Annotated in this window: 21 protein-coding genes and 1 riboswitch; of the genes, 8 read left to right on the forward strand and 13 right to left on the reverse strand. The window is 42.2% G+C overall.

Annotated elements, in window-relative coordinates; genetic code table 11:
• Positions 1-108: 108 nt before the first annotated feature.
• The 5 genes from NI470_RS11265 to NI470_RS11285 all read left to right on the forward strand — a co-directional run bounded on the left by NI470_RS11265 (position 109) and on the right by NI470_RS11285 (position 4,235).
• Positions 109-1,053, forward strand: coding sequence for an ABC transporter permease (locus NI470_RS11265; protein WP_253148427.1), 945 nt, complete (start codon positions 109-111; stop codon positions 1,051-1,053).
• Positions 1,053-1,934: an ABC transporter ATP-binding protein gene (locus NI470_RS11270; RefSeq protein ID WP_064102889.1), complete on the forward strand. Its 882-nt coding sequence runs from the start codon at positions 1,053-1,055 to the stop codon at positions 1,932-1,934. Before NI470_RS11265 ends, NI470_RS11270 begins: the two co-directional genes overlap by 1 nt.
• A 77-nt stretch (positions 1,935-2,011) precedes the next feature.
• Positions 2,012-3,019, forward strand: a complete 1,008-nt coding sequence (locus NI470_RS11275) for an isopenicillin N synthase family dioxygenase (protein WP_253148437.1) — start codon at positions 2,012-2,014, stop codon at positions 3,017-3,019.
• A complete protein-coding gene (locus NI470_RS11280) occupies positions 3,016-3,897 on the forward strand; it encodes a hypothetical protein (RefSeq protein ID WP_253148426.1) in 882 nt (293 codons plus the stop codon). The genes NI470_RS11275 and NI470_RS11280 overlap by 4 nt, the downstream gene beginning before the upstream one ends.
• An 8-nt stretch (positions 3,898-3,905) precedes the next feature.
• Positions 3,906-4,235 carry a DMT family transporter gene (locus NI470_RS11285; RefSeq protein ID WP_005235742.1) on the forward strand — a complete coding sequence of 110 codons (330 nt, stop codon included), beginning with the start codon at positions 3,906-3,908 and terminating at the stop codon, positions 4,233-4,235.
• 263 nt (positions 4,236-4,498) lie between these two features.
• Here NI470_RS11285 and NI470_RS11290 read toward each other — a convergent pair whose 3' ends face one another.
• From NI470_RS11290 to NI470_RS15790, 4 genes are read right to left on the reverse strand one after another with little or no spacing between them, the layout of a single operon-like run.
• Positions 4,499-5,521 carry an ABC transporter substrate-binding protein gene (locus NI470_RS11290; protein WP_253148425.1) on the reverse strand — a complete coding sequence of 341 codons (1,023 nt, stop codon included), beginning with the start codon at positions 5,519-5,521 and terminating at the stop codon, positions 4,499-4,501.
• A complete protein-coding gene (gene atzF / locus NI470_RS11295; protein WP_253148424.1) occupies positions 5,518-7,326 on the reverse strand; it encodes an allophanate hydrolase in 1,809 nt (602 codons plus the stop codon). The genes NI470_RS11290 and atzF overlap by 4 nt, the downstream gene beginning before the upstream one ends.
• An 11-nt stretch (positions 7,327-7,337) precedes the next feature.
• Positions 7,338-7,781, reverse strand: coding sequence for a CopG family ribbon-helix-helix protein (locus NI470_RS11300; protein ID WP_004280384.1), 444 nt, complete (start codon positions 7,779-7,781; stop codon positions 7,338-7,340).
• On the reverse strand, positions 7,774-7,905 hold the full coding sequence (locus NI470_RS15790; protein WP_004647016.1) for a hypothetical protein: 132 nt from the start codon (positions 7,903-7,905) through the stop codon (positions 7,774-7,776). Before NI470_RS15790 ends, NI470_RS11300 begins: the two co-directional genes overlap by 8 nt.
• A gap of 613 nt (positions 7,906-8,518) precedes the next feature.
• Between NI470_RS15790 and NI470_RS11305 the strand changes: the two genes are divergently transcribed.
• Complete coding sequence (locus tag NI470_RS11305; protein WP_253148423.1) at positions 8,519-10,402, forward strand: AAA family ATPase; 1,884 nt, start codon at positions 8,519-8,521, stop codon at positions 10,400-10,402.
• Positions 10,403-10,475: 73 nt separating this feature from the next.
• Here the strand turns inward: NI470_RS11305 and uca are convergent, their stop codons facing one another.
• The 4 genes from uca to NI470_RS11325 form a co-directional block, all read right to left on the reverse strand.
• A complete protein-coding gene (uca, locus tag NI470_RS11310; RefSeq protein ID WP_253148422.1) occupies positions 10,476-14,081 on the reverse strand; it encodes an urea carboxylase in 3,606 nt (1,201 codons plus the stop codon).
• A gap of 3 nt (positions 14,082-14,084) precedes the next feature.
• Positions 14,085-14,735, reverse strand: a complete 651-nt coding sequence (locus NI470_RS11315; protein ID WP_253148421.1) for an urea amidolyase associated protein UAAP2 — start codon at positions 14,733-14,735, stop codon at positions 14,085-14,087.
• Positions 14,736-14,746: 11 nt separating this feature from the next.
• Positions 14,747-15,484, reverse strand: coding sequence for an urea amidolyase associated protein UAAP1 (locus NI470_RS11320; protein ID WP_253148420.1), 738 nt, complete (start codon positions 15,482-15,484; stop codon positions 14,747-14,749).
• A gap of 28 nt (positions 15,485-15,512) precedes the next feature.
• Positions 15,513-15,624: riboswitch (guanidine-I (ykkC/yxkD leader) on the reverse strand.
• Positions 15,625-15,830: 206 nt separating this feature from the next.
• Positions 15,831-16,724, reverse strand: coding sequence for a LysR family transcriptional regulator (locus NI470_RS11325; protein WP_005100231.1), 894 nt, complete (start codon positions 16,722-16,724; stop codon positions 15,831-15,833).
• A 281-nt stretch (positions 16,725-17,005) separates the two neighbouring features.
• On the opposite strand from NI470_RS11325, the gene NI470_RS11330 reads away from it, so the two are divergent.
• The gene (locus NI470_RS11330) at positions 17,006-17,722 is read left to right on the forward strand and encodes an HAD family hydrolase (protein WP_253148419.1); all 717 of its coding nucleotides are present in this window, start codon (positions 17,006-17,008) and stop codon (positions 17,720-17,722) included.
• 81 nt (positions 17,723-17,803) lie between these two features.
• On the opposite strand, the gene NI470_RS11335 is transcribed toward NI470_RS11330, so the two are convergent.
• The 5 genes from NI470_RS11335 to NI470_RS11355 form a co-directional block, all read right to left on the reverse strand.
• Positions 17,804-18,154 (reverse strand): hypothetical protein, encoded by a 351-nt coding sequence (locus tag NI470_RS11335; RefSeq protein ID WP_253148418.1) that lies wholly within the window; start codon positions 18,152-18,154, stop codon positions 17,804-17,806.
• Positions 18,155-18,412: 258 nt separating this feature from the next.
• Positions 18,413-19,579 carry a fatty acid desaturase family protein gene (locus tag NI470_RS11340; RefSeq protein ID WP_253148417.1) on the reverse strand — a complete coding sequence of 389 codons (1,167 nt, stop codon included), beginning with the start codon at positions 19,577-19,579 and terminating at the stop codon, positions 18,413-18,415.
• 42 nt (positions 19,580-19,621) lie between these two features.
• Positions 19,622-20,644 carry a flavin reductase family protein gene (locus tag NI470_RS11345; RefSeq protein ID WP_253148416.1) on the reverse strand — a complete coding sequence of 341 codons (1,023 nt, stop codon included), beginning with the start codon at positions 20,642-20,644 and terminating at the stop codon, positions 19,622-19,624.
• 298 nt (positions 20,645-20,942) lie between these two features.
• Positions 20,943-22,580, reverse strand: coding sequence for a long-chain-fatty-acid--CoA ligase (locus NI470_RS11350; RefSeq protein WP_253148415.1), 1,638 nt, complete (start codon positions 22,578-22,580; stop codon positions 20,943-20,945).
• A gap of 260 nt (positions 22,581-22,840) precedes the next feature.
• Positions 22,841-23,002 carry a hypothetical protein gene (locus tag NI470_RS11355; RefSeq protein WP_162835335.1) on the reverse strand — a complete coding sequence of 54 codons (162 nt, stop codon included), beginning with the start codon at positions 23,000-23,002 and terminating at the stop codon, positions 22,841-22,843.
• 189 nt (positions 23,003-23,191) lie between these two features.
• Between NI470_RS11355 and NI470_RS11360 the strand changes: the two genes are divergently transcribed.
• Complete coding sequence (locus tag NI470_RS11360; protein ID WP_253148414.1) at positions 23,192-24,613, forward strand: aminotransferase-like domain-containing protein; 1,422 nt, start codon at positions 23,192-23,194, stop codon at positions 24,611-24,613.
• Positions 24,614-24,626 lie beyond the last annotated feature (13 nt).

The following is a 24,626-nucleotide window of genomic DNA, read 5'->3' on the forward strand; positions in this document are numbered from 1 at the left end:
AAAAATAAGCCATTTTAAGAGTCATTTCAGGATTTGGGATGAAATGGCATCCATTTTGCTTATTCAGTATTACGTTTTATAAAATTTGTAATATTGAGGGGCAACACTATGAGTTACGTTGCGCGTGAACTCAGTCAAAGAAATAAGTTACTGTTTGGCTTGGGGTCGTTTTTAATACCAATTCTGATCTGGTGTGCAGTCAGCTATTTGCCATTTATCTGGCATCCACAGGTCGAGATTACCAATCCCGGTAGTGTGAGCTATTTACAGGTCAATAGCCGGATTGATAAAGACGTGTTTTTTTCCGCTGCCCAATCCGCAGTGGATCAGGGTCTGGCCCCACCTCAAGGCATCCTGGTCAATCCCATCTATTTGCCAGCACCGCATCAAGTGGCAATTGCATTAGTAACCGCGTTTACCACCCCTCCTGTTCAACCGAATGCACCCTGGTTTTATGAAAGCCTGTGGCACAGTATCAAGTTGGTCTTTACTGCATTCTTTATTTCTTGCCTGATTGGCATTCCACTCGGAATTTTATGTGGTTTTTCCAAGAAAATTTCCCTGTTAACAGAACCTTTTGTCGAGTTTTTCCGTTACTTGCCTGCTCCGGCTTTTGGTGCACTTGCCGTTGCAATATTGGGAATCAATGATGCACCTAAAATAGCCATTATTGTGATTGGAACCCTGTTCCAGATGATTCTGTTGATTGCTAATACTACTCGTCTGGTCGATCGCAGCCTGATTGAAGCCGGTTTTACTTTGGGTACAACGAAACTGAAAAGTCTGTTTCATGTGGTGATTCCAGCAGCCATGCCAGAAATTTACCGTAATCTGCGCGTGCTGCTGGGTTGGGCATGGACTTACCTGATCGTGGCTGAACTAATCGGCAGCACCTCCGGAATTACCTGGTTCATTACCCAGCAAGCCCGCTATCAGAACTTTCCCAATGTCTTTGCAGCGATCCTGATTATCGGGGTGATTGGTCTGCTGTGTGATGTGATTTTAATGAAACTGGGACAACGCTTATTTAAATGGAAACCGGGAGCTAACTGATGCAAAACACTGAATTTAATACCCGCGAATACTTTGACAAAATTTATAGCCGTCCGGTGATTCTGGAAGCAAAGCAACTGACGCAAAAATTCAGTCATGGCAAAACTGAACGTACGGTTTTAAATACACTCAATTTGAAAATTCATAAGCGTGAATTCATCTGTGTGATTGGGCCTTCTGGTTGCGGCAAGTCAACCTTTAGCCGTGTCGTCGCCGGTCTGGATCCTTATAGCAGTGGTGAGATTCTGGTGGATGGCCAGCCGATTACCGGCCCAAGTCCGGAGCGTGGCATGGTGTTCCAGGGCTATACCCTGTTTCCATGGAAAACCGTCAAGGAAAATGTCATGTTTGGTCCGCGCATGAAAGGCCAAAGTAGTGCAGCGGCAGAAGCACAAGCACGTGAATGGATCAATATCATTGGTCTGGAAAAGTATGAAAACCAGTATCCGCATGAGCTGTCTGGCGGGATGAAACAGCGTGTCGCGATTGCCCGGGCTTTGGTCAATGAACCGAAGATCCTGTTGATGGATGAACCCTTTGGAGCACTCGATCCGCATACCCGGCAAAAAATGCAGCGTCATCTGATGGATCTTTGGCAAAATATCGACATCACCATCATTTTTGTGACTCACGATATGGATGAAGCCATTTTACTGGCCGACCGTATTGTGGCGCTGAAAGCCAATCCGGGTGAAATCAAGGAAATTATCGAAGTTGATCTACCTCGTCCACGCCATCCAGACGTCATGCTTAGTCCTGAATTTAAACAGTTAAGACAACGTGTCGATTATCTGGTGCATGCTGAAGAAGATGAACTGGATCCGGCACTGGCAGAACTGCCGGTCATTCCGCGTATGACCAAGGTCAGCAGCAATAAATAATCTTATCCAAAATGCCTTTGGGACGACCCGAAGGTTTTAATCGCTGTGTTGGACGACCAACATTAGAGGTGATTGCCATGCAAGCGCAATATGTACTCCCACTGGTTGATATTTCAAAATTACAAAGTCCGGATTTAGCCGATCGTATTGAGGTTGCTCATGCTCTGGATCATGCCTGTAAAGAAGTCGGATTTCTTTATCTGCAAGGTAGCCAGTTTAATTCTGATTACGCCAAAGCCCTGATTGAAATGGCCCAGTCCTATTTTTCTCAGGATCTGGACACCAAAATGCAGCACTATATTGGCAAATCAAAAAACCATAGTGGCTATGTGCCGATTGGCGAAGAACAGTTTGCCGGCAACAGTTATGATTTAAAAGAAGCCTATGATGTCAATTATGATTATCAGGGGGTAAGAAAAGACTGTCCTTTAATTGGGCCCACCTTATGGCCAGACCATCCGGATTTCAAGTCTATTGTCAGCCAATACTATAGTCATCTGCGTGAGATCAGCCGGCAGATTTTTTCTGCCTTTGCACTGGCGTTGGGCGTTCGTGAGGACTTTTTTGAAAGCAAAATTACTGATGCACCAAGTCAGCTACGCTTGATTCATTATCCTTATAATCCGGAAGTGAAAGACGCCGAAGGCATTGGCGCACATACCGATTACGAATGCTTTACCCTGCTGTTACCCACCGCACCCGGCTTACAGGTTTTGAATAAAGCAGGCGAATGGATCGACATTCCACTGATTGAAAACACACTGGTGATGAATATCGGTGACATGATGGAAATTCTGTCAAATGGTAAATATCTCGCCACCAAGCACCGCGTGAAAAAGGTCTCGGAAGAACGTTATTCGTTCCCGCTATTTTGCGCCTGCAATTATGACACCGTGATTGAACCGGTTATTCCCACTGAAAATTCCAAATATTCTGCCCTGATCGGGGGTGAGCATCTGTTTAATCAGACCGCCCAGACCTTTCAATATTTAAAACAGCGCGTTGCTAGCGGTGAACTGATCTTAAAAAATGCTGTACCACTTTCTTCTTTTGGACTTGAAGAACAGGCGGAGACAGCATCATGAATCTGTTTGAAGTGATTAAGACTTTAAAGCCCACTATCCCTCAGCCAGAGATTATTCCGGGCTTTTTATTCGGTGCTTTCCGGCGTAAAAGTATCAGTTTTTATAATGGCCTGACTGATGAAAATACCATTGTGTACTGGTTTCAGTCGCGCAGTTTTACCATTGATCTTCGTCTAAAAAGCCAGACGGGAACTGCTGTCCAGGAATGCCAAGGCTGGATTGGCAATACGCTTTGGGATAGCGCTAGCCAGCTATTGTCCTGGGAAGTGAAAGACTACGCCAATTACCAGAATCATGTGCAATGGCCGGAACCAGCCAGGTTGCATGCGATTGGCAACTGCATTCTGGAATTTTCTCCAAGTAATGTCTATGTGGAAGACTGGCGCCAGCAGGTACAGCACGGTTTATTTTTAGGGCTGCGGCTGCAATCTGCGATTGATGTTCAATCTGGTCAGACACTGGAAATGGATGGTGGTCTGATTATTTGTGGTGATCATATTGCTTATGCCCTGACGCGTTTGCCAAAGGTACAAACTCAGGTTGCAGTATTAGATATCCAGTCAGCCGATACTACTTCATTTGATCTATTACAAAGCTTTGAAGTCTCTATTGGCACTCAAGGTTTCAGTAAAACCTACAGCACCCGTACCGCGGAAACAGGCAACGCCTTTGAGCTAGACAATTTTGAAATTCTGGATGCAACCCGTCTGGTCCAGCATGTAGAAGTTGAGAGCCGTGCAATTGATCTGATTTTTGAGATTGATATCTACCAACCTGAATATGATTTTCAGCATACGACCACTACGACTGCAGAAGCAGCACAGTGGATAAGCGCGGAACAGGATCACCTGCTGCATCATGCAGAACGAGTGTTATAAGGAGAAATATGGCTTTTTTATATCTGTCGATTGCCATCATTGCAGAAGTGATCGCGACTTCTGCATTGAAAGCATCCAATGGCTTTAGTGTACTTTGGCCTTCGCTGGCCACTATTTTAGGATATGCAGTTGCCTTATTTTTCTTGTCACTGACCATGAAAACCATTCCAATGGGCATTGCTTATGCGATCTGGTCTGGTGCAGGCATTATTCTGATTTCTACTGTCGGGCTGCTGGTGTTCAAGCAGCAACTGGATATTCCGGCACTGATTGGTCTGTCTTTTATGATTGTGGGAATTATTTTTATTAATGTCTTTTCCAAAAGTGTTGAACTTTAATTTTTATATTTTTTAATAGATCTTTTTCATAAATCAAAAAATGATTGTTATATTCATATTTAAATGGATATTGAAAGTTCCTTCTCCCTCTGGGAGAAGGTTAGGATGAGGGATATTTCTTAGATATAACCCCTCCCTAACCCTCTCCTACAAGGAGAGGGGAAGTTCATTTTAATGATTAAAAAATGATTTATGAAAGAACCCTAATGATATATACAAAAAAATCCCCGAAACCGGGGATTTTTTATGAACTCAATCAGATTTTATTTCAGCTCTTGTACCAGCGTTGGAACAATCACACTATCCACATTCATTTCAGTGCTATAAATGCCATTAGTAACGTTGAACTTGTTGACGTGATAGCTTGAACCATAGATCGAATCGAAACCATCATCTTTGGTAAAGACTTTCTTGTTGGCTTCCAGATCCAGCAAGTGGGTACCATCTACAAATTGCATATAGGCCTTGGCATCAACACCGACACGTTTCGACATGATTTCTACAGCATCTGCACGTGTTGCCGGGTCATTGATATATTTAACGGTTTTATCCCAAACCTGAATGACCTTTTTCCATTGATCTTTATTGGCTTCCAGATGGGCTGGATTCACGGTCAAGGTATCGTAAATTAATCCCGGCTTGTCTTTAGAGGTGAAAATAATCTTGGAACCGGCCACCGCGGATAAAGCCTGATTCGCCACTGGCTGCCATACCGCAATCGCATCAATATCGGGAGTGGCAAAAACCTGTGGCAATTCATTGGTCATGGTATTGACCAGTTTAACTTCATTCAGTTTAACCTTGGCATCCTCTAGTGCAGTGGACAGTAACAAGTGATCGACCAGGCCTTTTTCAGTCGCAACTGTTTTACCGCGCAGATCCTGAATCGAATTAATGCCATTCTTGGCAATAATCACGTCATTTCCAGCTGAATAATCAGTCGCCATGATCATCACACCCTTGGTGCCGCCAGAGCCAGTGACCAGATTATCACCATTGGTGACCAGTACAGCATCCAGCTGATTCGCTGCGAATGCAGAGAGTGAAGCAGAATAGTCAAACCATTTAAAATCGGCATTAACTCCGGCATCTTCCAGCCAGCCTTTTTCAATCGCCACCTGCCAGGCCACAAATCCCGGCCAGTCACTATAACCAATCCGGATGGGCTGAGTCGTCACACGTCCTTCTGCCTTGGCACTTGGTTCAGGTACTTTAGCAGTATTGTCACAGCCACTAAAAAGGATTGCAGACAGTACGGAAACGGACATCAGTGCTTTTTTGATCATTTTGCGACTTCCCCTATGCATTCACATTTAAATTTGGTATTTGAAAGTTGTTTAGATTTCATAAATTCGCGCCAACCACCGAAATGACTGATATCTGTAGCATTCTCAAGTGCATAGCCTTCACAGATAAAGCCTTTTACCCATGTGCCATCGATCAGCTGAACATTACCGATCCCCAAAGGTGCCGGAACTTCTGCAACAATGTCCCCGAACAGTGCACGCGGAATGTCCCAGACCTCTACTTCAATTGAAAAGCCTTTGGCGTTGTATTGCAGGCCAGGCTTTGGCGGTGTGGTATTTTTTAAAGCATAGAGTTTGTAATGTGAAGCAGTCCGGGTCTGCTTGATCAGGGTGCCACCACGTGTGGTCAGCTGAAAATTCAGTGGCATACCGGTCAGATGTGCACCGACGACAGCCAGTTTGACGCTGTGACCCGATGAGATTTCAGTTATTTTTTCATAGCTAAGTTCAGATGTGCCCAACTTTAACTGGCTTGCTTGCTGCCATTTTTGCCCGAATTTGGCCAGTGCTTCATCCATCCAGGCTGGCGCAATAAAGGTCACGCCCGTTGGCAAACCATCGGCACGAATCGCATTTGGTAACGCCAAAGCCGACAGATCGGCAAAATTGACAAAATTGGTATAAGCGCCCATATGGCTGTTTTTCACCAGGGGATCCGCTTCTACATCTGCAATGCGGTAAATGGTGGGTGCAGTAGGCACCATCAAGGCATCATAATCTGCCAGTGTATTTTGAATAACACGGCTCAGGCGGGCGCGTTCATATTCATCCTGCATGGCATCGACCGCACTGAACCGGTCTGCCTGCGCAATAATCTGGCCAATTACCGGATGGGTCTGCTCGCGTTGCACCATTTTTTCCACGGCACTGGTACGTTCAGCTACCCAAGAGCGGTTATACAAGGCTGCTGCCAGTTGTTGAAATGGAGCAAAATCAATCGGCTCAACCGTATAACCCAAGCTTTGTACACGTGCGATCGCCAGCTGGAATGCTTTTTCAGTTTCAGCATCGCCATAAAATTCCAGTGTATCTGGAATGGCAATTTTCCCTTTTGAAAATTGGCTAGGAACATTTTGAGGATGCGTTCTGGAATACTCATCGCTGGCATCATAGCCCTGCATGACTTGCGCTACCTGCCAGGCATTATCCACCGTTAATGCAAAAATCGAAATCACATCGATGGTGCGGCAAGCCGGAATCAGGCCGGTAGTCGAGAACCAGCCTTTGGTCGGTTTGAGTCCGACAATGTTATTATGCCCTGCCGGTACACGTCCTGAACCTGCAGTATCTGTACCCAGTGAAAATGGCACTAATCCGTTTGCGACGACTACACTGGAACCCGAACTCGAGCCGCCACTGATATATTCAGGATTAAAGCTGTTCTTTACCGCGCCGTATGGGGAGCGCACACCAACCAGACCCGTCGCAAACTGATCCAGATTGGTTTTACCCACGACAATCGCGCCGGCAGCTTTTAATTTGGCTACTGCGGTTGCATCGGAAGTTGCCAGATAAGCTACCTCTTTACATGCTGCTGTGGTATAGAACCCTGCAACATCAATATTGTCCTTGACTGCAAATGGCACCCCATAAAGTGGCAAGCTTTCAATATCTGCACCAGTCAATGCATCAATTTGTGCCTGTAATTGTGCTGCTGTTGCAATTGAAATCCAGGCATGATCGTCATTATTCAATCCGGCAACATACTCAATCAGGTCACTAAGCTGGATATTGTTATTCTGGTAGGCGTGTTGCCAGTCCTGTACAGTCCATAAGTTGTGCACAGCTGTTCTCCTTAAGTGTGTTCGGTATTTTGTGGAATGGGTGGCATGACGGCATCCATCAGTTCGAGATGCCCTTTAATCACGCCTTTCAGTGCAATAAATTGTTCGCTAATTTCTTTCAGATCACTGCTCGCGCCCTGCATCAGCATGACTTGCAGAATTTTTTCATCATCCAGCTGGATATGAAGCGAATTGATCACTTGTGCCAGATACTGCTGCTGCAGATCGACCAGCTGACTGCGCAGCGGTTTCAAGCTGACGTCATAGAGCAAGGTAAGCGTGCCAACCATGACTTCATCGCGAATCACCAGATCATCAATCAGGTGACGGTTAATCATGTCGACAATGGCCTGCGAGCGGCTTTCATAGTGCTGCTCGACAATTTTTTGATCCATCGCATGTAGCGTTGTTTCTGGCACGGTAATACTGATCCGTGCCAATTTTTGTTTAGGCACGATGTTGATCCTTGGGTTGATATTGGGAAGACTGTTTAATGTGAAAGCCTGCACGTACGCTGAGCAGCTCAACCAGAAAGTGAAGCCATGGATGCATTTTTTTATTTGATGTCGGATTGTTCATGTGCATCTCCTAGGGATATTACAAAACCAGAATTTCGTATTACTTAGGAAAATGCAGAAAGCGTGCCAATTTTTAGTTATTTGGATGAGGTAAATAAACTTGCTTAAAAGGGCGAAAAAAAGCCCCATAACATTGAAATGGGGCTTGTTCTAAAGCAAAAGTAAGTTTTGTATTTCACCGGTTTATTCCATTTTGATTGCTCATGTCCTTGCTATTCTTTTTATACATGAATGGTTAACCGATGTTTGTGATTATGAGTGATCAAGTGTATTGCTCTCCTCTATTTATGTTGTATATAAATAAATGCATTAAGCGTGCCACAATATACAAATAGAATAAATTTAAGCAGAATGCGTGGGAAATTAATTACATACGTAAAAAGAGGCAAAACAAGAATGATTTATTTTTTAAGAATGCCTAAAAAATATGCCATTTTGCACCATTGGGGTTCGAGTGTGCATCAAAGTGTGGCTGAGTGATTCAGACCGTTATCTATCTAAGTGTTATTCTTCTAAAATAAAGACCAACTAGATTTGATCAATCACTATTTTATAACTCATTTGAAAAGTGATGAATTACTGCTAAATTAGCTCCCATATTTGGGGGCATTTTTATGACAGAAAAATTATATTATTGGGCCGAAAATTTAGAAAATTACAGTTCTAATAATGATATTGAATACGATGAAATTATTGAAATAAAAAGACTGAATTTTTTTATTGGTAAAAATAATGCGGGTAAAAGTAAATTTCTACGTACATTATTTAAAATGAGAGGTGGTCAATATTTGTATAATTCTACTCAATTTAGAAAATTAAAATCTTTCCATAAAAAAATAGTCTCAAATAAATTTGATCCCCGTTATGAAGAATTTATTAATCTTATGAACGATACTCTCACTGTGCAAAGCTATACTACCGCTTCTCTTGCATTTAAGTCTGTAATGCATTCCTTATATGAAAATGGATTATTAAATCAAATATATTCAAATAACAATATTGATATAGCATTAGATTTATTTCATCAAGAAACAACTAATATTCATAAAATATTTTCAAATATGAAATTCTACATCCCTATTTTAAGAGGTATGCGCCCTGTCACTGAAATAGAAAATAAACAGCCATATATCGAACGTGCTCAAAAAGATTATTTCCCAAATAAAGACAAATTTGATTCTAAAAATATTATTACAGGTGAATGCTTATACCATGAACTTCAAATTCACTTGTTAGGTAAACCAAAACAGCGTGAGTTAATAAAAAATTATGAAGAAAAATTAAGTCAGTATTTTTTTGACAATGAACCCATCACGCTCATTCCATTCATAGGTAAAGATGATAACGGTCATGTCAATGATGTTGTACATATTAAAATTGGAGAAGATGATCAGTTTCCAATTCATAGATTAGGCGATGGTCTTCAGCAAGCAATCATTTTGACATACGAAGCATTTATTAAAAAAGAAGAAATACATGCTTTCTTCATAGAAGAGCCTGAACTACATATGCACGCAGGTATGGTTCGTCAACTGATGAACTTCTACCTAAACGAAACACCTCATTATTATTTCTTTACAACTCATTCCAACCATTTACTTGATATGGCGGATGAGTCTGACCAAGTCATGATTCAGAAGTTTATAAAACAGCCTAAAGAAGAAGACCCTACTAAATTTGATTTTAAAATTTATCATTGTGACCGTGATCGTGACTTACTTGCCTCAGTAGGTGTAAGACCTTCTTCTGTATATTTAGCCAATTGCACCATTTGGGTTGAAGGCATTACAGATCGCTTATATATCACTAAATATATGGAAAAATATTTAGCTGAATTAGAGAAATCGAATAAAGAACTCTATAAAAAGTACCGTCGCTTTATGCCGAATTATCACTACACATTTGTAGAGTATGCAGGAAGTAATTTATCTCATTGGTCATTTGATGATGATTATCCCAAAACAAGAGAAGAAAGAATCGAATTTTTAAAACAAGATCGAGGTCAAAGCGCGACTGCTGTTGCAAGTGAAATGCTACTAATTGCAAATGGTGACATACAAAAAAACTCTGAAAAAATAAAATTTTTAAGAAAAGAATTAAATAGAGAAAATCTAATCATTTTAGAGTGTAAAGAGACAGAAAACACTTTACCAAAAGACTCAATCATAAGAGTTGCAAAAGCGAAGTTTCATCGGCTAAAAAATGTAAAACAAAGTTATGATATTTCTTTGATAGACAATATCACTGACGAAAATTATTTCGACAATAGCCAATATGGTATTGGCCGTTTAATTGATGAAATAATTAAAAAGCCTTCATCTTCTACAACTAAGACAGCTTTTGCAGATGGTAATGGTGTTGGTACTATCAAAGATAAATTAAAGTTTTGCCGAGAAATCATCAAAGATTTCGATGAAAATGATAATTGGGAACTTACACCCAAAGCTAAAGCGTTGTGTGAACGAATTTTCAAACATATTCAAAAATGTAATTCTTAAATCTCCCCTAACCCCTCTTTAATAAAGAGGGGGAAATTCCCTCCTTTGCAAAAGGAGGGTTAGGGAGGATTCTTTAAGCCACCGGCGCCAACGTAAACAACACCTGCCCCGTTTTCACCGTTTGCCCTTTTTCAATGGTAATCGCATCGACTCGCATACGCTCAGGCGCAATAATTGGAATCTCAATTTTCATCGCTTCAATCACCGCAAGCGTTGCACCTTCTTCCACAATATCACCCGACTGACATTCAATTTTCCAAATTGAACCTGGCATATGCGATTCCACCGCACAACCACCTTCAGGGACTTCAACATCTTCGCCATGATCCACAGTATCCAGACTTTCAGAAACATATTCTGCAAGCCCTGCTTCATGCCAACGCTTACGTTCAGCATCAAAGTTGGCTTGTTGCACCGCTTTAAAGGCAGAAATGGATGCTTGATTTTCGGTTAAGAAGTCATTGTATTCTTTGAGGTTCAGTACACCATCTTCAATGCGAAGTTTTAAACGACCAGCTTTAAAGTCCTCACGCATTTGCATCAGTTCAGCTTCAGACACTTCATAAAACTTAATTTGGTCAAAGAAACGTAATAACCACGGCATACCTTGTTCAAAATCAGGGTTTTTACGGTAGCGTGACCACATTTGCGAAGTACGACCGACAAACTGATAACCGCCCGGACCTTCCATGCCGTAGACACACATATATGCACCACCAATACCCACCGCATTTTCAGGCGTCCAAGTACGTGCAGGGTTGTATTTGGTGGTGACTAAACGCTGACGTGGATCAAGCGGTGTTGCCACAGGCGCACCCAAATACACATCGCCCAAGCCCATGACCAAATAACTGGCGTTATAGACCACATCTTTTACAGCTTGTTTGTCTTTTAAACCATTAATACGACGGATAAATTCGATATTGTCCGGACACCACGGTGCATCAGGGCGCACGGTTTGCATATAACGCTCAGTAGCAAGTTGGGTTTGTGAATCTTCCCACGCAAGCGGTAAATACACGGTACGTGATGGCACTTGCATCTCGGTCACATCAGGCAGTTGTTCTTCAGCGACTTGAAGCATACGCAATAAATCAATCTGATCGAGCTGGGTCGAATCAAAATGGATTTGCAGTGAACGAATACCCGGAGTCAGATCGATAATGCCTTGAATATTTTGATCTTTGACCCATTGCATCAAGGCATGAATACGGAAACGCAGGTTTAAATCTAAAACCAGCTCGCCATATTCCACCAGCATATAGTTATTGCCGGCAGGACGATACACCACGTCAGGCGTACCATTTTGACCTTTTAAAGTATCTAAAATGGCAGATTTTAAGGTGCGGATTTCAGGATAGAACGATTCATCAAAAGTGACTATTTGCGTATCTGTTAATACCAATTGTGCATGATATTTTTCATTGAGCAATTTTGCTTGATGGTAACTCACAGGCACAAATTTGACTTTATCGCCTGCTTTCAACTGCCCTAATTTCCACAGTTCAGAATTGATCACCACCGCAGGACAGACAAAACCACCGAGGCTTGGACCATCTGGCCCCAAGATAATTGGCATATCCCCAGTGAAATCAATCGCCCCAATCGCATAGGCATTGTCATGAATATTGGATGGATGCAGACCCGCTTCACCACCGTCTTGACGTGCCCATTCAGGTTTTGGACCAATCAAACGGATACCGGTACGGCTTGAGTTAAAGTGAATTTCAAACTCGTTGGCAAAGAAGGTATCAATGTCGTTTTTGGTAAAGAAATCAGGTGCGCCATGTGGACCGTACATCACCGCAATTTCCCAAGTGTTTGAGAATGTCGGGATTTGATCATCACTTAATGATTTCACTTCATCGGATGTAAATGCTGTGATTGGAAGCATATCGCCAATCAGTAAGTTACGCCCTGCATGACCGCCAAACTGACCAAGTGTAAAGGTCGCTTGTGAGCCTAAATATTCAGGGACATTCAGACCGCCTTTAATGCCGATATAGGTACGGCAACCTGTGGCGATCTTGCCACATTTCAACACCTGACCTTTACGCACATTAACGGTTTGCCACATTGGGACAACAACACCATCCAACGTCGATGGCATATCGCCACCTGCCAAGACAATTTGGCTATCGCAATGGAATTTTAAACTTGGTCCTTGGAGTGTACATTCTAGCCCTGCGGTATTCGGTGCATTGCCCAACAATTGGTTTGCGACATTTAAAGACAGCGGATCAATCGCACCTGATGGCGGAACACCAACATCCCAATAACCTAAACGTCCTGTCACATCTTGCACGGCGGTTTGTATACCGGCTTGCAGGACTTCAATTTTTTGAGTTTTCCACTCAAAGGTATTTAAAAAACGTGTGGTTTGCGTACCGGCTTTAAAGACATTGCAGTCGATAATGTTTTGTAGATATTCAAGGTTGGTTTCAATGCCCGCCACTTGGGTTTTAGCCAATGTATCGGTCATGGCTTGGATTGCCGATTCACGGGTCTCACTTGTCACAATGATTTTGGCAATCATCGGGTCATAGAAAGATGACACGTTTGAACCTGTTTCTACCCATGTTTCATTACGCACATTGGCATCAAACTCAACATGCGTTAAAAGCCCTGCACTTGGCTGAAAGTTTTTGATTGGATCTTCGGCATAGAGACGAACTTGAATCGAATGACCTTGAGACTCAAGTTTTGATGTCGGTGCAACCCAATCACCACTGCCTAAAGTCACCATCCATTCAACAAGATCGACACCAAATACTTGTTCAGTGACGCCATGTTCCACTTGTAGACGGGTATTCACTTCCAAGAAATAGAACTCTTGTGTATCAGTATCCATCACAAATTCAACGGTTCCTGCCGAGCGGTAGTTCACCGACTGCATCAATTGAATCGCGACATTTTGGATATAAGCACGTTGTTCATCATTCAGATGTGGTGCAGGCGTTTCCTCAATGACTTTTTGGTTACGACGTTGTACCGAACAATCACGCTCACCGAGTGCTAAGATTAATCCATTGCCATCACCAAAGATTTGTACTTCGATATGACGGGCATTTTGTACAAATTTCTCGAGATATAAACCTGCATCTTTAAAGTTGGCTTGTGCTAAATAGGACACGGTTGTGTAAGCATCTTTCAGCTCTTCCGCATTCCACACCAAACGCATGCCGATACCACCACCGCCTGCGGTACTTTTCAGCATGACAGGATAGCCAATACGTTCCGCTTCAAGCAGTGCTTCGGCTTCGTCTGCCAACAACTGACTGCCCGGAAGTAATGGTACATTGGCTTGAATTGCTAATTCACGTGCAGTATGTTTGAGACCAAAAGCTTTCATTTGCTCGGCATTTGGCCCTAAGAACACAATGCCTTGCGCTTCACACAGATTACAGAATTCGGCATTTTCAGACAGGAAACCATAGCCCGGATGAATGGCTTCTGCCCCGGTTTGTTTTGCCACTTCTAAGATTTGATCGACATTGAGATAGCTTTGGCTCGCAGGTGCGTCCCCAATAAATACCGCTTCATCCGCTAAGGTCACATGCAGTGAATCACGGTCGGCTTCTGAGTAGACCGCAACAGATTGAATGCCGAGTTTTTTTAATGTACGAATCACACGATAGGCAATTGCACCACGGTTGGCGATGAGAACTTTATTAAACATGGCTTACTCCTCGCCTTCACGGATGATCAATTGAATTTTAGTTGGGTTATAGGCATTACATGGGTTATTCAGTTGCGGGCAATTGGAGATCAGCACGATTAAATCCATCTCGGCTTTAATTTCCACGTATTTTCCCGGTGCAGAAATACCGTCATCAAATTTCAGGTGTCCATCTGAAGTCACAGGCACATTCATAAAGAAGTTAATATTTGGACCAATGTGGCGTACATTTAAGCCATGCTTTTTAGCAATCGGATGTTGTGACAACGCAATCATGAAATTGTTACGGCAACTGTGCATTGGGTATTTATCATGCGCATAACGGACTGTGTTACTTTCACATGAACATGCACCGCCTAAAGTGTCGTGACGACCACAGTTATCATCATGAATGGTGGCGATTTTATTACCAAAGTTGGTATATAAGCTTGTGCCTTTCTCTAAATAAATTTGACGATTCATCGCCAAAGTATCAGTTGCGCTATAACGCTCTTCTGGGTTTGAAGCGGAAATAAATAAAGTATCCACCGCTTGGTTGCCTTCAAGATCAACAATACGGAAATACTGGCCTTTTTTGACTTCACACATCCATGCTTCACCGGCAGGACAAACTTCGCTAAGTACTGATTTTTCTAGATTTACGAGTGCAGTCATGATCATTCCCCTTAAGCAGTTAAAGCGTAGTAGCGGTTATTATTTTGAAACGCACGCTGATTTTGCGGGCATGAGTCACGGCAGACATCGGTGTCGCCTAAAGGCAGTGCTTTAAAGAGTGAGAGCTGAATATCGGCTGGTGCATATTCATTAGAATTGTCGAGTGCATGTGGTGCGCTGGATAAAAACACCAAACAATCCATTTCAAAGCGTAGTTCAATCACTTGATCGGTATTATCAGATACGACATAAGACAAGTTGCCGTTGTCATCCGGTGCAACTTTTGAAAATAGGTTTAAGCTACTACTAAGATCAGTTGCGGATAAACCAAATTTGGTCATCTCTAAAAGCAAACTGTCTTTGCCGTTGCGGTACATGTCATTACGGGCATCCTGGAAGGTCTTCGTGCCAAACTGTGCTTCAATTTGCGGTGCGGTACTTGGTGCACAAAAGGCATCGTTCCAACCATGATCATCTTTCACAATTGACACCATCGCACGACCCAAATCTGACGCCAAAATGTGCCCTGTACTTAAAAATGCGCTGTGTTGACCTTTTAAGCTGTCTGGCATGTTATAGGCTTCAAGCTTATCTTCGCTATTCACACAAAACAGTGAAACATTGGCATTTGCGCCTAAAGATTTAAGTTGTAAAACTGCGCCACGCTGGATGCGTGCTGACCAGTGGTGTCCACCCTGTAAACGTTCAGTCCAGAGGACTTGATCTTCGTGATAAGTAGTTGTGCTCATATGCATCCATCCCAATCTTGTACGGTTTACCTCCCGGGCTTTTATCCCTCCGTGTAGCTTGAGCTTGAAACTTAAGCCGTGAACTCTCGGTCGCAGACCTACATGAATCTTCATGTATCGGAACCCTAGATCACTTTATGATTGAGTAGATAGATGCAAAGGACGTGCCAAACTGGTAATACTATTTTTTATATTCGTAATACTTTTTTTTGAGATGGAACTGATCACTTCAGGTGCAAGGCTCTGAAAAAGGCATCAAGATGTACCAAAATAAAAAAATCCCGGCTTGAACCGGGAGTTTAAAATCTAGAGATGAAGATTAAATCAAGCCTTCTATGCTGCAAGCTTATTTACTTAAAATCTCATGCAGCATATTGCGTAACCATTGATGGCTGGTTTTATGATGACAGGACATATGCCAGTATTGCTTTACGGAATAGGTCGGGAACGCAATTGGCGCATTAAAGATCTTGAGATTGCCACGTGATAACAGGACTTCACTCAAATAATAAGGCACAGTCGCAATCGCATCGGTTTCCTGCACTACCAGTCCGACTCCCAGATAACTTGGCAGACGCATTAGAATGTCACGCTTAAGTTCCAGATTCAGCAATTCATTTTCAATATGGTAATGCCCCATCCCGGCATCAATATCGATATGGGTTTCATGTAAATACTCTTCGGTCGTGATGCTGTCATCCGTGAGCCGCGGATGGTCCTTCGCCGCGATCACCACATAATATTGTTCAAACAGTTTCTGCTGATAAAAGCCATTCTCCAGATTTGGCAAGAAGCCCAAAGCCAGATCAATCTCACCATTGGCCATTTGATAACTGGTTTCCGAGGTAATCGGACGCACATTCAGACGGATATGGGAGGCATGCTGCTTCAGATACTGTGAAATTTTTGGCAACAGTACCAGATGCGATACATCAGTCATCGCCAGTGTAAAGCGCTGCTGTGAAGTGACCTGATCAAAATTGATAGTAAAGTTATTAATGGCTTCAACTTTGCTCAGTGCTTCGCTGACCAAGGGAAAGAGCTGTTTGGACAGGTCTGTCGGCAGCATTTCATTGCCAATACGTAAAAATAAAGGATCACCATAATGCTGGCGAATTTTATTCAGCAGATTGCTCACCGCTGGCTGGCTCATATCTAAATGATCGGCTGCCTGAGATACGTTTTTAAATTTATAGACATAATAAAAAATACTGAGCAATTTACAGTCAAGTTCAAACACAGAAATACATTTCCTTTAACTTTCTCATCATTCGGACAGGTCTTTCATCCGCATAAGTTCATTTATGGTCAGATTAAAATATAACACTTTGCCACTATTTTCAGGATTAAACTCGCTGTAATTTTCCGTAAATAAATACTTTTAACAGGTGAATAAATCCATTAAAAAGTCCCTTAGCGTAAAATTTCCAGCCCGGTTTGCTCAGGTCAGTTAAACATTTAAATCGTATGCGATATACTCAGCCCCACCGAATAAATGGTAAAAATACAGAGAAATCTTATATGTTTCAGGATAAAAAGCTGGTCTGTTTTGATCTAGATGGTACGTTGATTGATTCTGTAGGCATCTGGAATCAGGTAGATGCAGCCCTGATTGATGAGCTCTCCAACAGAAAAGTCGATTTACATGAGATTCAGATTCAGCAACAGCGCGATCTTCAACTTACCGCCTTGAGACATATGTCAGATCCTTATCTGGAATATTGTGGATTTTTAAAAGAACAATACGGTTTTGAACCAGCTAAAGAAGAAGTAAAAAATCGTCGTTATAGTATTTCCCGACATTTTCTTGATTATATCGTCGAGTTAAAACCTCAGGCAGACCTCCTGATTCAGGCTTTAAAACAGCAACAGATATCACTGGCTTTGACCACCACCACCAGTTTATTCAATGTACAGCGCTATCAGGATAACAATCGAAATATTAACTCTAAAATCAGCTTTGATGAGGACTTTTCCTTGATTCTCACCCGTGAAAATGTCCAGAACATTAAACCTCATCCCGAAGTTTATCTGAATGTTTTGCAAGCCTTTAACCTTCGACCTGAGGAATGTCTAATTATTGAAGACTCTCTAGTCGGTGTAGAAGCAGCAAATCATGCGGGCATCGAGGTAGTGGCAATTTATGACCAGCACTCCGCTCATGAAATAGATTTGATCAAAGCCAAAGCAAATTATTATGTCGAAGATTTTGCTGAATTATTAAGTTTCGTTCCATAAAGCATTCCTAAAAAAAGATGTCATGCTCTGTCCTTTCACATGACATCTTTGATTTTATCTTGTGCGTAAAATTCTCGCTGACTATTTGGCTTTTTTATAGATTGAGCCTGAACCGACCAGATTTCCGGTTTTCTCATCGATTGCGAAATCGACCATACCTGCACCTGCATTCAACTGAAGCATGCCATTTTCGTTCACTGCAGCGGGCATTGGATTCTTTTTCTCGGTTTTACCGGTTTCCTTATCTTTGATCGTATTGGTAATCAGATAATTTTCACCATTTTTAGAAATAACCAGAATATTTTCAAGTTTTGGATTTTCCACGGTGTTTTTCCAATTGCCCTGATAATCTGGTGCGGGTGCTTCAGTGGTGTTACAAGCAGTTAAAAGCAGTAATAATGAGATGCCTGAAAAAAATTGAAGATATTTCAAAACTGAGACCTTGATTGTGACAACGCGGCCATTATAGGGACAACCCTCTAGAGCTTAAGCAGGTTGTTGTAGGCAAAGCGTTTCAGCAGTACCGTATCTGTTTTTCTTTGGTGATTTTTTTGAAATATCTCTCCATACTTCATTCATAAAAATGGATGATTCAATTTCTACTAAAACGACAAAAAAGCAAAAAAGGCCTCAATAGACCATGTAAATCTATTGAGGCGTAGCAAACGGGTGAATACCACACATTAAAAATTAGGGCATGATTTTGGATTTAAAGTAGCTCAATGCAGATTTAGCAGAGTGGGTTTTTTCAATAATCTGTGCAGTCCAGTGATTCGGCAATGAACATTTGGCCAGACGCACCCAAACAGTAGAAAACTGTTTTATAAAGCTCGCTTCATTATAATGAATGCCATATTCAGCACACAGCGCTTTTACTTTCGGCGCCACCTGCGCATAGCGATTGGCTGGCATGTCCGGAAATAGATGATGTTCAATCTGATGGCTCAAATTACCACTCAAAATATGCAGCCAGTCCGTCCCGGTAAAATTACTCGAACCACGAACCTGGCGTAAATACCACTCAGCACGGGTTTCATTGTCGGTATTGTCCATCTCAAAAGTTTCAGCATCTTCCGTAAAATGACCATTAAAAATCACCGCAGACGCCCACAGACTACGAATTACATTGGCTACAGCATTTCCGGCAAACACAGGAATGGCATTCGGGCCAGCAATCACTGGAAAAAATACATAATCTTTTAACACCTGACGGCGCATTTTTTGACGCAGTGGAGCCGCTTCTTTCCAAACTTCTTTCCAGATTTTGGTTTTATAGGCAATCACATCTTCCAGATGCAAGCGTTGCAGGCCGACATACCATTCAAAAAACACCATTAACTGCATGCCCAGTGGAATATTCAACAGGAAACGTGGTTCCCATTTTTGGGATTCACTGACCCGAATCAGGCCATAACCGACATCATGATCCATCCCGACAATATTGGTATAGGTATGATGAATATAGTTATGGGTATATTTCCAGTCATCTCCTGTGGAAATCGTATCCCAGTCATAGGTGGTTCCGTTCAGGGTCGGATCATTCATCCAGTCGAACTGACCGTGCATGACATTATGTCCCAGCTCCATATTTTCCACAATTTTGGAGATGCCAAGCAGCCCTGTCCCTGCCAGCCAAACCGGTGGCAACCAGCCAGCAAACATCAACATGCCTCGGGATGCAATTTCGCTATAACGGACAAAATTACGGATTTTATAAATATAATTGGCGTCTTTTTCACCCAGATCGTCCATGACCTCGCGGCGGATCGCATCGACTTTAGCACCAAACTCCTCAATCTGTTCAGGACTGAGAAATTGCGACTTACTGTGTCGTTTAAAATCAATTTGCATATTCATGGGAGCACCTTCTTATAGTTTAATTAATGGCTTATCAATAGTTTATAAATTAATCACCACAGGACTGACTGCCTGAGAAATGCACAGTTTGATCTGGGTATTATTACCATGATCAATTTCACCAGTCAGGGCATTTCGTACCGAACCCCTGACTTTGGTACAAGAACAGGTATTGCAGATGCCCATCCGGCAGCCATGTGCTGGTCGCAAGCCTGATTTTTCGGCACTTTCCAGTAAATTGGACTGTGCCTGAAATTCCTGCTGCGATCTTAAAAACTGTACTGGCTGCGCTTTAATTTTCTCATCGACCACAATCTGAAAATATTCCGAATGAAAATTGGATTTCAAATCCAGTTTATCAACGATTCGAAGTGCAGCTTTCATCATCCCGCTAGAGCCACAGGCATAAATTTTTCGTTCTGCAAAGTCTGGCACCAGCTTTTGCAATAGGCTCTGAGTCAGATGCTGATGGTGTTCCAAGGTATTGAAATGGTGATATTTCAAGTTTGGATGCATGAGAGCCAGGGTTTTCAGTTCAGCATGAAAGGCATCATCACGAGTGAAATAAATCAGGTCGATCTGTTCCAGAGACTGAATGACTGCCTTTTGCAGCAAGGAATAAATTGCGGTAATACCACTGCCTGAAGTCAGGAATAAGATCGGCTGGGTGGATTTTTGCAATGTGAACTCGCCTTGCGGCTGTGATATTTCGATCACGGCACCAATTTGCATCAGGCTTAAGGCACGTGACACTTTGCCCTGCTGTTTAACCGCAATGATCAGATCACCATTTTTCAATACAGTGACCACAGAATAATGTCGCTGATGACGTACGCCATCGAGTCTAACAGTCACTGCAATATTCTGGCCGGCCTGAAATGACTTGGCTTTAAAATTATGATTTGGACGTAAGTGAATCTTGAAAAAGTCAGGGCTGATGGCTTGAATACCCATAACGGCAGCCTTAACTTTTTTGATTGCCCAGGTTGGATGGATTTTTTCACCAATAAAATCAATGAAATCTTCCCGGATCCAATGCGGCTGATAGGTTGGCATGCTTGTCATTTTTATCCCCTTATCCGCAGACAGTTCCATTAATGTACAACTGTCTAATTATTATATTGCTCAGGATAAAGAATTCTCACATTCAGACCATGTCAATACAGGTCAAATTATGTTCCTAAGCCATATAATATGACTTTTTGTCGGACAATATCGTCTAAAAGTAGCGATCAAGGCTATATGGATTGAGAAAAAGCATTTTTAAACCGACAATGCTGCTTAGCCTATACATAAAAAAACTGACCTCTCATAGAGATCAGTTTTTTGACTTCATGTTGGGATTTAAAGATTAAATGGCGCTTTAACCTGCTACTTGCTCCAGAAGAATAGCACCATATAATTCACGCAGATCTTTTTTCAGCATTTTACCCGTACCACTGAGTGGGATCGCATCAACAAATACGACTCGGTCTGGAATCTGCCATTTGGCTACCTTGTCCGCATAATATTCCAGCAGATCAGTTTCACTTAGCTGGCTGCCCGGCTTTTTAATCGCAATCAGAACGGGACGCTCATCCCATTTAGGATGCTGTGCCGCAATCACGGCAGCCATGGCAATTTCAGGATGTCCCATCGCCATATTTTCAAGATCGACTGAAGAGATCCATTCACCGCCTGACTTGATCAGATCTTTGGAACGGTCACACAGCTTCATAAATCCATCTTCATTTAAGGTAGCAATATCTCCGGTATCAAACCAGCCATCTGCTGTGAGCGCAGATTCTTCTTTACCAAAATAATGATCAATGATCCAGTGCCCTTTAATTTGCAGATTACCTATGGTTTCACCGTCGCGGGCAATTTCCTGAGTTCCTTTTTCTTCATCGGTTAAGCGTAAATCAACGCCAAACGGTGGACGACCTTGAGACAAGCGAATCTGCATTTTTTCTTCATCCGCTAGATCAAGATGTTTGGTTTTTAGCTGATTGGCACTACCAAGTGGACTGGTTTCAGTCATCCCCCAAGCATGAATGGTTTCACAGTTAAACTGCTCTTTAAAGGTTTTCAGCATAGCCGGTGGACAGGCAGAACCACCGACCACATTCCGTTTCAGGCTTTCCAGTTTTGAACCACTTTGCTGGGCAGCCGCAATCAGCCCTTGCCAGATCGTTGGAACACCTAAAGCCACAGATACTTTATACGTATCAATCAGATTGACCAGACTGGCTCCATCCAGGCCCGGCCCCGGCAACACCAAGGTACAACCGACCATGGCAGCGGCATATGGGGTGCCCCAGGCATTGACATGGAACATTGGTACCACCGGCAGCATGATGTCACGCGCTGCCACATTCAGGGAATCCGGCATGATGATGGCATAACTATGCAGCACTGTTGAGCGATGGCTATATAAAACCCCTTTCGGATTTCCAGTCGTACCAGAGGTATAACACAATGAACTCGCTGTATTTTCATCCAGTTCAGGCCAGTCAAATTCTGCAGATTGCTGGGCAAGCAAATCGTCATAAAACTGAACTTCCGGAATGGCTTCACGAATCGACGAATCTTCAGCATCCAGACAAATATACTGTTCTACAGTTTTTAATAACGGTTTGACGGCTTTAATTAAAGGTGCAAAGGTTTTATCAAACAGCAGTACCCGATCGGCAGCGTCATTGATAATAAATACCAGCTGTTCCGGAAATAAGCGCGGGTTGATGGTGTGGCAAACCAGTCCACTTCCCGAAATGGCATACCATGATTCTAGATGTCGATGATTATTCCAGGCAATGGTCGCAACCCGATCGCCGAGTGTCAGACCGAATTGCTGTAATACATTGGCAAAACGTTTCGAGTTTTCCCGGATTTCTCCCCAATTGGTCTTTTTAATGCTGGTATCGGTATTTTTAGAAATGATCTCGGTATCGGCATGATAACGACCGGCATGTTCAATCATGCTGCTGATCAGTAAGGGCTGGAACATCATATTTCCGAGCATGCTTCACTCCTTTATCCTTGTTGTTTGTCCATCTGCTATATCGTTGTTATTTCTGTATGATGCGCTGGCGAAAAGCCTGTATTCATTTTTATCATCAAACAGTCTGAATCTAGCAAGGAAATCTGACTTTGTGAGTGTCAAATTGTGACAAAGTCATAGAGTGGATGCAGAAAAAGTAGAAAATAAAACTGGTAATGTGTGGCATAAAAAAAGCCCCAATTTAGATTGGGGCGATGATAGTGTTCAGGGAGAAGAGAATTTTAAAAGCCGCTCATCATAATTTTGTCTGCATTTACTACAAAGATAACGCCGAGGCAGAATAAACCGGCATAAAGTGCAAACCAGAGAATCATCTTCTTGAATGCTGCATCAGAAATACTGCTATCCGCATATTTTGGTGCTTTGTTGTCTTCTGAATTCATATGATCACCCATAGGTTGGTCTGGCGTTATGAGTTTTATTATCAGCAGACCTAAATCAGCTGTATAGATACAATATTCATTTAAAAAAATATAACAGTTAGCCACTTATTTTTTTGATTTGTTATATTTTAATAACTTATTCATAATATAATTCTGATTATATTAGTACAGTTTAGATTTTATTTTCTTATGTTCAAATCTGAAAAGCTAGCCCAAAATATTCGCCAGATGATTGAAAATGGCGCATGGAAGGCGCATGACAAATTACCTTCATTACGGGAACAAACTGAACTGTCCGGCTATAGCCTGATGACGGTGCTTAATGCCTATCAGGTGCTTGAATCGCAAGGATTGGTCTATGCCAAAGATAAATCTGGCTATTATATTGCGGAACGACCTCAAACCTATAACAGCAAAGAACCCGCGGTACAGATTGGCTTAAACTCCAAAGTTAAAATTAACTCTGTGGTATTTAATTATTTAAAGTCACTGCAAACTCCAAATATTGCACCTTTTGGTTCAGCTTTTCCAAATGCTGAACTGTTATATAACAGCCGGTTTATGCAGATTTTGGCGCAGCATAGCAAAAGAAAAAGCAGTTATAGCCATCAAAATCATATGCCACCGGGTAATCAGGAATTACGCCAACTGATTGCTAACCGCTATCAGTTACAAGGCATAAACTGCACTTCGGATGACATTGTCATTACTTCTGGTGCATTGGAAGCTCTCAATCTGTCTTTACAGGCTTTGACTCAACCTGGCGACTTTATCCTGCTCCAGCAAACCATTTTTTATGGTGCCTGGCAGGCGGCTGAGCGTTTAGGACTGCAAGTCATCACAATCCCTGAACATCCACAGTTTGGTTTTGACCTGGAATCATTTGAACAAGCACTTAAACAGTACCCGATCAAAGTTTGCTGGCTGATGCTGAATGTGCATAATCCGATTGGCTTTACGGTAAATTCAGAGATCAAGCAAAGAATTGCGGAACTGTTGAATGAATATCAGGTATATCTGATTGAAGATGATGTCTATCAGGAACTCAATTACGGCGCTCATAAACCGGTTTCCGTAAAATATTTTGATCAGCATCAACGGGTATTGCACTGCTCTTCATTTTCTAAAACTCTGGGCATGGGTGCGCGGGTCGGCTGGGTTTTCGCTGGCCCATTTTCCGATGCAATCCAGCATTTACAGCTCATGAGTACTTTGACTGTTAGTCCGCTATTACAAAATGCATTGGTTGATTTTCTGTCCCATCATCATTATGAAAAGCATTTGCGCCATTTAAGACAGCAACTAGAAAAGTATAAGCAAAAGTTTTATCAGGAACTTAAAGCGCGTTTAGATTCAGTCTGTGAAATTTATTATTATTCCAGTGGGTATTTTCTCTGGATCAAATTGCCGGAACAGCTGGATGGTCAGGTTTTATATGAACAGCTGATTCAGCACAATATTGCCATTGCCCCTGCTTTGCTGTTTAAACCGGAACATACCAGCCAGAATTATATTCGCCTGAACTGTTCATTTGACTGGACCTCTGAGATAGAAAATGCAGTCAATGTACTGGCAGAGATGATCCTGAATCATGCAAAAAGCGTGGATTAATTCATCCACGCTT

This window comes from Acinetobacter lwoffii, from assembly GCF_024129115.1.
GTDB classification, from domain to species: Bacteria; Pseudomonadota; Gammaproteobacteria; order Pseudomonadales; family Moraxellaceae; genus Acinetobacter; species Acinetobacter lwoffii_T.